Here is a 10,268-nt window from a genome sequence, read left to right on the forward strand (position 1 = left end):
TGGCTGCATACGAGGCGATAGGTACGTCGACAGGAATCAGTCCATACCCTGCCGAACACACCCATAGGGCTGCTCCTTTCCCAATTACGTCTGCCAGTCCTCGGGCGATAAGCCAATGCTCGCCTGCATACATATCAGTGGCAGCAGCATGAGACGAAGCGGTGGACAGAAGTTGGACCCACTCATCACAACGATCGGCGATATTTTGTGCCTTCAAGTTTCGGGCGCAGAGCGAATCAGGCACTGGGATGCGCTTACGGTTTGTGCACGTCACTACAACATGCACGGATGGGCCGTTCCGGCCAACGCTATGGGACATGTCCTATGCGCCGCTCGGGGAGGTCCAGGAAACCGCAGCATATGCCGCGTGATTGTGGATGCTTTCGTCGTTGACCGCACGAACCCGGTACCTGGCTATACGGTCCAGGGCCCCGAGCACCTGGCAAACGTTGCGAACCATGTCTTCGACGAAGACGGGGTTGTCGTACCCGGCCATGGTGACGTGACGCTCGTCGGGACGCTTGAGCAAGGTGTAGACCGGTGAGGACGCGGCACCTTCCGCGATGTCGATCAACTCGTCGAACCACAGGTCGGTCGCCCGGTCGCACGGCTTGACCTCGATAGTGATATGGCCACGCTGATTGTGGGCGCCGCGGTCGCTGATGGCTTTGCTGCACGGACACACGCTCGTGACGGGTACCTCGACAGTTAACATCAACTGGGTATCGGTGAGACTGCTGCATGCGGTTACAGCGCAGGTGTACTCGACAAACGCTCGGGACTGCGTGACCGGTGCTTTGCGCTCCAGGAAGTATGGAAAGACCAGGTGCACGCGCGCACTGGTACTCCGCATGTGTTGCCTCAACTCGTCCGCAAGGCCTGTTGCCGAGGCAGGAGACAGTTGCTCGCGCGAGCCGTGAAGCACCTCGATGAAGCGGCTCAAGTGAGCGCCCTTGACCTCCGGTCCAAGCGTGACAGACATGGCCGCCGTGGCTACGGTCTCTCGCTTCGCGCCTTGTCCATCAGCGACAAGAACTGGGTAGCGAAGGCCTTCGATTCCAACCTCGTCTAGGGCTATGCCACGAGTGTCGGGGGTCCCCTGCACATCGGCGAGCATCAGATCTCCCCCTTGTAGACGCAGCCGGAAGTGCACGTCTCTCGGACGTGGATTGCCGACAGAGGCAGCGAGCCGCTCAGAAGCGCCCAGATCCACTTGGCTAGAACTTCGCTGGTTGGATTTTCGAGCCCTGGGATCTCATTGAGGTAATAGTGGTCGAGCTGGTCCAGCACAGGCCTGAACGCTGACTTGATCTCAGCGAAGTCCATCAACCACCCAGTAGCAGGATCGATCTCACCGCGGACATGCACTTCGACTCGATAGCTGTGTCCGTGAAGCCTGGCGCACTTGTGGCCATCGGGTACGTTCGGCAACCGGTGGGCTGCCTCGAACGTGAACTCACGAAAGATCTCGATCAACGGATTCCCAAAAGCTTGTGGGTTTGGACGCTCAACTGCCACTGCGGATGATCAAGGCAATATTCGATGGCGGCCTTAGTGTTGGCAACAAGGTCATCGCCATCCATCGGTTGCAGCAGCAACCGATCGAAGTCAAGGTCTTCGAACAGTTCCGGCTCAGCCCCCACCTGGGGATAGACCAACTTCAGATCATGGCCTGATGTCAGGACAAGCTGTGTGCCAGCCTTAGGACTCACGCAGATCCAGTCGATCCCTTCAGGAGCTTCTCGAGTGCCGTTGGTTTCGATGGCTACCTCGAACCCTGCAGAATGTAGGGCGTTGACGGCTCCGGCATCGAGTTGGAGGAGTGGCTCTCCACCGGTGCACACTACATAGGGCCGGCTGCGTGGGTGTGCTTCACCTGCCCAGGTCTTGGCCACTGCTGCAGCTAGGTCGGCAGCCGTTGCGAAGCGCCCGCCTCCGGGGCCATCTGTGCCGACGAAATCGGTATCGCAGAACTTGCAAATCGCGCGGTGCCGGTCCTTCTCTCTGCCTGTCCACAAGTTGCAACTCGTGAACCGGCAGAACACGGATGGCCTTCCTGCGTGGCTCCCCTCGCCTTGCAGCGTGTAGAAGATTTCCTTGATCCGATACATGTCTCGGGTCAAGCCTTCGTAGAGGTGAAGGATGGGTCGACGAGGCCGAGTTCGGCGAAGCCTCGTCCGCGGAGCAGGCAAGAGTCGCAGGTCTCACATGCACGCCCGTCAACTGGGTCGTAGCAACTGTGGGTCAAGGAGTAGTCCACGCCCAGGTCGAGACCACGTTGGATCGTCTGCGCCTTGGTCAGGTCAATCAGCGGAGTGTGAATCTTCAGTTTCTGGGTCCCTTCGACGCCGGCCTTCGTTGCCAGGTTGGCCATACGCTCGTAAGCCTCGATGTACTCGGGCCTGCAGTCTGGGTATCCGCTGTAGTCGAGGGCGTTGACCCCGATGAAGACATCGGATGAGCCAAGAGTCTCGGCCCAGGCAAGCGCGAAGGAAAGGAAGATGGTGTTGCGGGCCGGTACGTAGGTGATCGGGATCCCTGCACCCAGCTCGTCGACACTCTCGTGATGTGGCACGTCGAGTGCGCTGTCGGTGAGCGCAGAGCCCCCGAAGACGGCGAGGTTGATATCGGTGATCACATGCTGTGCGGCGCCCAACTCTCGTGCGATCTTCTGGGCCGCCTCGAGTTCCTCGGTGTGACGCTGCCCATAGCGGAAGCTAAGTGCGTGCGCGTCGAAGCCTTCGTGACGAGCGATCGCGAGGACGGTCGTGGAGTCAAGACCGCCGCTCAGGAGCACAACAGCCTTTGGCTTACCCGTAGCCATCTGATCACCCTCTGCAATCGTGGTTCGACCCGAAACTTACACCTCATGAACCTCAGGAAGCAGCGTAGTTTCCAAAAATCCATCTGCCAACCTGAGCGCTCGGGTGGATACGGGCATAGCGCCCCGTGGACTGCCGCCCAGTGTGCCGTTGTCCGATCACCAGGTACCAGGCTAGAGGCCACCGAGCGGCCAAGCCCTTCTGCAACACGGATCGGTTGGCGAAACTGCGCCCGACCCGCGATCGTCGGAGCATCAGTTTCCAAGCTGCCTGCCATCGCAGTTGGCGTAGATCATGACTCGTGCCAGCACGATCAACCCTCTCAAAGGCGCCCCCAGCGCAGACCAAGATCATACGATCTGCTCGACTAAGTGGAGATCGTGCAACAACGGGATGGATCCGCAGAGTGTCGTTGCTATGGGCTGTAATGTCGGGACGCCCACCCTGTCGGCATCCGCCTAGGGAGGGCCACACAGGCCGTTGATCAGAGGGCAGAACGTGAAGGTCTCCATTACCGCAGGCAGCGGCGCGCTCCTGGCGTACATCGCTACGATTCCTGCTGCAAACCTCGCAGTCACCTACTTCGGTGCGGTACCGGTGGGCTTCGGCTACGACGCGCCAGCTGGCGTCTACATGGTGGGGTTGGCGCTCGTGCTCCGAGACCTCAGTCGAGAAGCCGCTGGCCGCGTCGCTGTCCTTGTGGCTATCGCCGTCGGCATCGTCCTCTCGTACTTGTTGGCGGATCCAGGCCTGGCCATGGCCTCAGCTGTGGCGTTTGCCGTGGCTGAACTGGCGGATTTCGGCGTCTATGAACCGCTTCGCCAACGAGGGTTGATTGTCGCCATGCTCGTCTCAAATGCCGTGGGTCTCCTATGTGACAGCCTCTTGTTCTTGAAGCTGGCCTTCGGATCTCTTGACTACCTGCCCGGGCAGATTCTCGGCAAGGTATGGATGACGCTTTCAGCCGTTGTGGTCTTGTCGCTTTTCCGGCGGCGGAGAACTCGAGGTCCCGCCCGGACTGCCAGTACCCTGTACGTGCGAGGCCCCCAGTAGAGTTACGCCTCGGGAACGAACTCCAACCAAAGATGGTAGGCACCATACAGAGAATCTAAATCCGTAGGGCATCATCGATCTTGCTGTTGTCCAACTCTTGTTGTCCGTCAAGGCATTTGGCGTAGACCTTTAGTAGCACGTCCACGCTGTGTCCAGCGCGCTTTGCGACTTCGACCGCTGGCACGCCGGCGTTCAACCAGAGCGAAACCGCCGCATGGCGCAGATCGTACGGTCGTGCGGCAAGCAACGAGACTACTTGTTCCGGCGAGAATGTAAGTCTACGGGCCTCCTTCCATACGTAGGAGTGTGCCGCGCTGGAGTAGCTGTTACCAGTGCCCGTGTGGAAGATTCTGCCGTCTTGCGCCGCTTCAAACCTGGCGATATGCTCGCGAAGCATAGCTACCAGGACTGGCGGGATGGGGATTTCACGTGTTTCCTTGTCTCCGCGATGCTTCAGGCTACGTGTTTCGTGCGTCTTGCCTGTGTTGGTCCAGCGCGTCGCCGCCTGAGGACGTGCCTTCTCTAGCACAATCAGTCCCCAGCCTGAAGTTGGCAAATGACAGTTGTTCAGTCGCAAGTCTGCCGCTTCCTCCGGTCTCAGTGCGGCGTAATAGATACTGGCGAACATCGTCTTGAGTCGGTGGCCTCGTTTGCGACCTACCCTGGATACGGCGTCGAGGAGCTGTCGAGCTTGGATCGGATTGACGACCGCCCGAGGGTCTACGACCGTGGTTGCCTTGGGCACCTTCCAGTTGACTCTGGCCAGTGGATTGCTGGCGAATAGTTGCTCTTCGACGGCGTACTCCAGTATGTGATGGAAGATGGCGCGCTTGCGTCGTACTGTGTTCGCCGCTGCTGGTCGTCCTGCGAACGTGATGGAGATGGCATGAAGGGCTTGGCGCAAGACGTGTGCCTCTACGAGGTCTGTTAGTGGCAGTGAAGCCTTTTCCAGCCATTGCAAGGCTGTGGATTGGGTTCTGGTCAGTTCTTTTCGTCGATCCGCTGGCATCAGCGCATGGATGCGGAGCACTTGCCTGAGTTCTTCGTCGGCAGGGCGGTGCGGCAGGCCCGCTACCAGTGCTGGCACCAGAGAAAACAGCGCGTACGCCTCTGTTTCCCGGGTCCGAGCGGCAGTCAAGTTCCAGCGCTCCATGAGATACCTTTGTGCGAAGTTCAGGAACGACGGTCCTGAGGACTGCTGCATGAGCATCGACAACGGTAGGCCGGTAATAGGGTCGAAGCCCTCCCCTGCCCTGGTGGCCTGCCGCAGATCTGACATGAAGGCGTAAGCCAGCCCTTTGGTGCGAAAGCTTTTCGACCTCTCCTTACGAGCGACTCGCCAGCGGGCGATATAGGCTCGGCTTGCGCGGGTGGCCCGCTCCTGAATATAGCCGAGCTTAACGTCGTAGGTGACGCTCATGGTGCCTCCCTGCGGGATTCCAGCCAGGCGATGAGGTCGCTTCGCCATACCCGAAGTTCGAGATTGGGCAGCTGGATACAGACGGGTGCACGTCCTAGCTGTCGCCAGCGGTAGAACGTGCGGCGGGAAACTCCCCCTAGCTCTGTGAGGACTTGAGGCAGTGTCAGAAGTTCGTCGTTTTTCGTCACTGTCTACTTTCGAGTTGGCGATCAGGCCGTCACGGGGCTATATCAATAAAGCTCTGCTACGCGCTGAGCCCTTGCCATGTCACTAATCCGTGCAAGTCGTGGCTGCAGCGAAGCGACTGCTATCCACAGCAGTCGCCGCGGAGAGGCCTAAGAGGTTTACCAGCGCCATTCTTACTGGTGAGACCGTGGCATGAGATAAGTAGGCTAGCCAGCCTTGCGGCAGTGGCCCGCTAACCAAGTCATATGGGACGCCAGACGGTTGAGGTGCGGTCTATCAGCGATGTCACGCGGCGCTGGAGTTCGGCCTGGATCTCTGGTTGATCCGCGGACCGAATGTAGGCGGCTAATGATCGGAGTTCGCGTGCGGCTCGTAGGATGCGAGCGGCGCGATGACGTTCAAGTTCGGGATCGATGCCGTAAGCGCCGCAGAAGGTGGTCCACCGGTCGCGGGGCCGGCCAAAGCGGCGATGTCCCATCATCGTGGGAATGAAGTCCTGCAAGTGAGGCCCGTAGGCAATGGAGTCCCAGTCGCCCAGGACCCAGCGCTTCTGGTCGGGGAAGAGGTTGCCGGTGTGGGCATCACCGTGGATCAGTCCGTAGCCAAGAGGCGGATCAAGCCGTGCGTAGGCGTCTTCGAGGTGAGCGCAGCGCTCCAGGAGCCAGGCTCGCTGTACCGGATTGAGCACACCGGTTGCGGAGCGCTGGTCTTCCTCGATGTCGAGGTCGGCGCGAAGGGTGCCCAGCGGCTGGATGGAGGGCACGGTTACCGGCGTCTTCGTTTGATGCAGCTGGAGCAGGAGTCGAGCCAGGTGGTGCGGGTGGGGCTGTACCTGTGTGGTACTGGTGACGTGGTGCCAGGCGGTGACGATCCAGCCGTCGATCACAGCGGGCTGATCGAGGGCGGCTGGCCTGATCGTGGGGTAATCGTGGTCGGCCAGCCAGGCGGTGACTTCTACCGCCGCTCGAGAACGTTCGAGAACGGCCGTGTTGCCGGGTGCGTGTCGTAGCCGCAGCACGAGATTGGGACCGGGAACGTGGTAGACCGCGTTGGCGCGCAGGTGCAGGAGCCGCGCGCCGGTGCCGTCCACGCCGAGGAGGGCGCAGGCACGGGCCAAGGGAATGGGGGACATCGGCAAGCGGCGGCCTTCGTTAGTTGCCGAGCTCCGCGCGGAGGTAGTCCGCGAACTCGCGCGCTTGGGGGTGATCACGGTGACGAGCGGTTAGGTGGGTGGCGAAGTCTCGTACGTGTGCCCTGGCCCGGGCGGAGGTGAGATCCTTGGCCGCGAGGACGGCCGGACGGGCATGGGCGAGGGCAGCGTCCAGATCGCCCATGTCGAGGCGGGCGTTGGCCGCGTGCACCTGGTTGAACTGGATGGAGCGCAGATATCCGCTGGCGAAGCCGGCCAGGGCTTGCTCGGCGTGATCGGCGGCGAGCTGGTGCTCGCCGATGCGCTGCCAGCAGTAGCCTGCTTCGGCGGCCAATTCGGCCGGGCCGAAGGCCGCGATCCAGGGCGGGTCGTTGTCATGCATGGTGGCCGTGTAGGTGTCCGCGGCCTCGGCGAGGAGATTTCTCACCTGCTGGCGAGCGGATGGGTTGGGTTGCTCGGGATCGGTGGCAACGGCGCAGGCGCGGGCTTGGCGTAGTTGCAGCAGCGCCCTCACCCGAGGTGAGGCGTGGCTTCGCTGACCGGCCTCGTTGGCGGCACTGGCCAGGCGGATGGCCCAGCGGCCGTGTTCAAGATCGCAGGCCTGCTGGGCCAGTGCGGCCAGGATCCAGGCGCTGGTCAGGTCGTCCCCGGCCTGTTTGGCGAGTTTCAGTGCTTGGCCGAGGTGCTGCTGCGCTTGGCCGTGAGCGCCGAGGTCGAAGGCCATCCAGCCTGCGGTGCGCGATACTCGTGCGGCAGCGCTCATCAGCGCGCGACCGACATCTTCGCTGTAGCGGCCACGCATGAGCGGGGCGAGCGTGGAGTTCATGAAGTCGGTGACGGCTGGGCGGACCAGGCCCGCGCCGAACTGATGGTCCATCTGGGTGAACGCGCGGTGCGCATCGTGCACGCGCTGGACGTCGGACCAGCCCACCTGGCTACCCCCGGCATCAGCGGCATGGCGTGCCGCCGAGCCGGGAGTTGCGTCGTAGCGCCACGCCAGCAGCCACTCCCCCAGGAGCCCGGACGCGAAGGGCAGCGCCGCGAGCAGATGCCGTCGCGACGTGTCCATCTCCCACCTCCACAGCTGATCGAATCCATCGGCCTCGCATGCCACGGGATCGAGTTCATCGACACGGTCGTCGCCGGGGACATCGCAGGCCGGTGACGCGGCCTCCAGCCAGCGCTCCACCTCGATCCCCTCGGCCTGCCACGCCTGTCCCAGGCGGGCTCGATAGACAGGGCGCATGCGTTGCTCCCCGCGTTCCCATCGAGCCCATGTCGTTGTGGATACCCCGATCAGTTCGGCGGCTTGTTCCTGGGTGAGCCCGTGCCGGATGCGGGCGCGCGCCAGTTCGGGCCGACCGTTCTGGTGTTGCCGTTCTGGCTGGTTCACCGCGTGCCACGCTCCCTCACCGTCTAGGGGACCACACAGTGTGTATCGACAACAGCCATCGATCCAGTCCACGGCTGAAACGACCAGGAAACGACCACCGCATCGGCGCCGGTCATGGTCCGCTGCAGTAAACGCGCAGGTCACGACGTTCACAGAGGGTGCCAGCGCCAGGTTCCATGGGTGACGTCACAGTGCGTGATCTCATGGGCCGCTACGCCCTGCACTGTGACGAACGGGGAATGCTCGCCCGGCCGTGATCCTGCCGCAAGAACCGGCCGGGCGAGTCCTCAGTTGAAACCCTGAGGCTGGCGGCTTGGGCGCTCGAACGGGACAGGCAAGGAAGGAGTGCCGGATGCCGCCTTCGGCTGGCCAGGAAGGGGAGGTGGCGGCATTTCCTTCCCCGTCACCAGTGGTCTCCGCGACGCAGACGGACACCGCGGCGCGCCATAGCGCGTCTGTACAACGGGCGCGTGGTGCGGCGTCCTCTCCCCTGGCCAGCCCTCCTGCAAGGGGTGCTTCCGGCACGCCCGCGGCACCCCCGCGATGGTCGAGCTCGTCCGAGTGCTGAACCTCGGCATCAGCGATCGCGAAGCAGCTTGAACAGGTGGGTGCCGTACGAAAGCTCCACCGGTAAACCCCCTCGCATCAGAGGCGTGTGCTGTTGCGACGCTTACGAGTTCGCCTGCCAGGGCGGCAACTATTTGATTCTGCGGCGCAACAGCCGGGGCGAGCTCGAGGAGATTGGACGAGGTCGTTACGCCCGGGCGCGCGAGATCTGGGACAAGCTATTGCTGGAGCACGCCAAGAACTGCGAACAGGGCAACGCGACCATGGACATCTGGCGCTAGCAGGCCAGGGCGACGAAGGCGGGCCCATAGTCCGTACCACAGGCCCACCTCCTGGTGGAGGGGTATCATTGTGGTCGCCTCGGCCAGCACTGGCCTGAGCGGCTCGCCGTCGGCAGACCCGGTGAGATGTGTGAGATCCTTCCGCCTCCGTCTCCGTCGGTTCAGGACGGCGAAACACCAGCAGATCCTCATCAGCTATGGCTTGCCTCGCGTCCACGCCTTGCGCGCCTCGTGGAACTGGGAGAACGACGCCCGGTTCAGCAGGCGGCCGTCGCCAGGCCCGCACAGCCCGCTTCCCCGCCCGTGGCCTTAGAGCTCGAAGTATCGGACGAGGCTGTCGAGGTCATCCCGCAGTTCGGCCAAATTCTGGGCACCGGTGCCCGCTTCCGCCCCCTCCCGGATCATGCTCACCGTCTTCAAGGCTCTCTCGCAGGCCTCGCCGACGCTTATGCGCCGACCTGGCGCCGTGGCTGCGGCGCGCAGAACACCGTAGATGGAGTCGACGGCCTCGACGCACAACAGGCGCAGCCGATCGGCGTCCACCTGCGCGGTGCTGCCGCCCTCTAGCAGGAACCGCAATTCGTGCAGTACGCCCGCGCTACGTTGCGCCGCCGCGTCGAGGCGGTCGGCGGCAGAGGCCATGGCGGTCTCCGGGCTCAGCAACCGGTTGATACCGTTCATGGCTCCCACGGTCACGGTCTCCTTGAGCGCTTCCTTCATGCCCTCCGTCAGCGCGAACGCCACCACCGCCTGTCCTTCGGCGGGAAAACCCAGCGCGACTGCCACAGCGGCGACCACTGGCGGAGCCAATCTGAGCCCCGCTCTGACGAGGGCATGCAGCCGCTCGCGGGCGCCGGCGGTTGTCTCCGTGCTCGCCTGCTTGATCGTCCGGCGAAGCTGGAAGCTGAAGATCAGCAAATTTTCCTGCGCCTGGCGACTGGTGAACCCGGGCGGGGCGGCCTTGCCGATCAGGTAGTTGAGCGCCTGGCGCATGTCGCGTTCCAGCCGGGTTGCAGGGGGCGGCGGCTGATAGCCGAGGAAGGTTAAGAGCCCGGTGAGGTCCTGATCCATGACCTGCTCTAGCCCGATCAGCTGTTCCCCGTCGAGCTGGGACAGAGAGACCTCGGCGTTCCTGGCCGCGCGCCAGAAAGCGTCGTCGGCCAGGAGGGACGAGACCGCGGTCTCGATCGACGTGGCGGCGGGAAGCAGGATTTGGGCGCGGTCGTCGTCGCGCGCCTGCCTCTCCTCCCGCAGCGCCCGCCTGCTGATCTGACAGCGGCCGCGACATACTCCCCATAGGCGGCCATTTAGCGCCCCACTGACGGCCACGAGGTTCCCCGCGTACGGCCAGATATCTCCCCGGTTCGCCCCGTCCAGACCCGGACGGTGATCATCG

Annotated in this window: 11 protein-coding genes; 2 read left to right on the forward strand and 9 right to left on the reverse strand. The window is 62.9% G+C overall.

Going from position 1 to position 10,268, the window contains the following annotated elements; translation table 11 throughout:
- Nucleotides 1–322: 322 nt before the first annotated feature.
- The 4 genes from folE2 to queC are packed head-to-tail and all read right to left on the reverse strand — an operon-like array spanning nucleotide 323 to nucleotide 2,824.
- Entirely contained in the window at nucleotides 323–1,117 is a 795-nt protein-coding gene (folE2, locus tag ABD331_RS55230) for a GTP cyclohydrolase FolE2 (protein ID WP_344494637.1), read from the reverse strand.
- Nucleotides 1,117–1,476, reverse strand: coding sequence for a 6-carboxytetrahydropterin synthase QueD (gene queD, locus ABD331_RS55235; protein ID WP_425566276.1), 360 nt, complete (start codon nucleotides 1,474–1,476; stop codon nucleotides 1,117–1,119). Before queD ends, folE2 begins: the two co-directional genes overlap by 1 nt.
- Entirely contained in the window at nucleotides 1,473–2,111 is a 639-nt protein-coding gene (queE, locus tag ABD331_RS55240; RefSeq protein WP_344494639.1) for a 7-carboxy-7-deazaguanine synthase, read from the reverse strand. Before queE ends, queD begins: the two co-directional genes overlap by 4 nt.
- A gap of 8 nt (nucleotides 2,112–2,119) precedes the next feature.
- Nucleotides 2,120–2,824 (reverse strand): 7-cyano-7-deazaguanine synthase QueC, encoded by a 705-nt coding sequence (queC, locus tag ABD331_RS55245; RefSeq protein WP_344494641.1) that lies wholly within the window; start codon nucleotides 2,822–2,824, stop codon nucleotides 2,120–2,122.
- A gap of 496 nt (nucleotides 2,825–3,320) precedes the next feature.
- Here queC and ABD331_RS55250 point away from each other — a divergent pair, with 496 nt between their 5' ends.
- Nucleotides 3,321–3,875 carry a VUT family protein gene (locus tag ABD331_RS55250; RefSeq protein WP_344494643.1) on the forward strand — a complete coding sequence of 185 codons (555 nt, stop codon included), beginning with the start codon at nucleotides 3,321–3,323 and terminating at the stop codon, nucleotides 3,873–3,875.
- 55 nt (nucleotides 3,876–3,930) lie between these two features.
- Here the strand turns inward: ABD331_RS55250 and ABD331_RS55255 are convergent, their stop codons facing one another.
- The 4 genes from ABD331_RS55255 to ABD331_RS55270 all read right to left on the reverse strand — a co-directional run bounded on the left by ABD331_RS55255 (nucleotide 3,931) and on the right by ABD331_RS55270 (nucleotide 8,024).
- Nucleotides 3,931–5,295: a tyrosine-type recombinase/integrase gene (locus tag ABD331_RS55255; RefSeq protein ID WP_344494645.1), complete on the reverse strand. Its 1,365-nt coding sequence runs from the start codon at nucleotides 5,293–5,295 to the stop codon at nucleotides 3,931–3,933.
- Nucleotides 5,292–5,483 carry a helix-turn-helix transcriptional regulator gene (locus tag ABD331_RS55260; protein ID WP_344494647.1) on the reverse strand — a complete coding sequence of 64 codons (192 nt, stop codon included), beginning with the start codon at nucleotides 5,481–5,483 and terminating at the stop codon, nucleotides 5,292–5,294. The genes ABD331_RS55255 and ABD331_RS55260 overlap by 4 nt, the downstream gene beginning before the upstream one ends.
- A 239-nt stretch (nucleotides 5,484–5,722) precedes the next feature.
- Nucleotides 5,723–6,571, reverse strand: coding sequence for a phosphotransferase (locus ABD331_RS55265; protein ID WP_344494649.1), 849 nt, complete (start codon nucleotides 6,569–6,571; stop codon nucleotides 5,723–5,725).
- Between the two features lie 61 nt (nucleotides 6,572–6,632).
- Complete coding sequence (locus ABD331_RS55270; RefSeq protein WP_344494651.1) at nucleotides 6,633–8,024, reverse strand: helix-turn-helix transcriptional regulator; 1,392 nt, start codon at nucleotides 8,022–8,024, stop codon at nucleotides 6,633–6,635.
- 608 nt (nucleotides 8,025–8,632) lie between these two features.
- Here ABD331_RS55270 and ABD331_RS55275 point away from each other — a divergent pair.
- Entirely contained in the window at nucleotides 8,633–8,872 is a 240-nt protein-coding gene (locus ABD331_RS55275; protein ID WP_344494653.1) for a hypothetical protein, read from the forward strand.
- A gap of 309 nt (nucleotides 8,873–9,181) precedes the next feature.
- Here the strand turns inward: ABD331_RS55275 and ABD331_RS55280 are convergent.
- A partial coding sequence (locus tag ABD331_RS55280) for a hypothetical protein (protein ID WP_344494655.1) occupies nucleotides 9,182–10,268 on the reverse strand: 1,087 nt, incomplete at its 5' end.

This window comes from Nonomuraea monospora, assembly GCF_039531895.1.
Lineage (GTDB): Bacteria > Actinomycetota > Actinomycetes > Streptosporangiales > Streptosporangiaceae > Nonomuraea > Nonomuraea monospora.

What these genes read in the sequence shown, in the direction of transcription:
- queE (WP_344494639.1), bottom strand. Translation starts at nt 2,111, where the DNA reads ATGTATCGGATCAAGGAAATCTTCTACACGCTGCAAGGCGAGGGGAGC.
- folE2 (WP_344494637.1), bottom strand. Translation starts at nt 1,117, where the DNA reads ATGCTCGCCGATGTGCAGGGGACCCCCGACACTCGTGGCATAGCCCTA.
- queC (WP_344494641.1), bottom strand. Translation starts at nt 2,824, where the DNA reads ATGGCTACGGGTAAGCCAAAGGCTGTTGTGCTCCTGAGCGGCGGTCTT.
- ABD331_RS55255 (WP_344494645.1), bottom strand. Translation starts at nt 5,295, where the DNA reads ATGAGCGTCACCTACGACGTTAAGCTCGGCTATATTCAGGAGCGGGCC.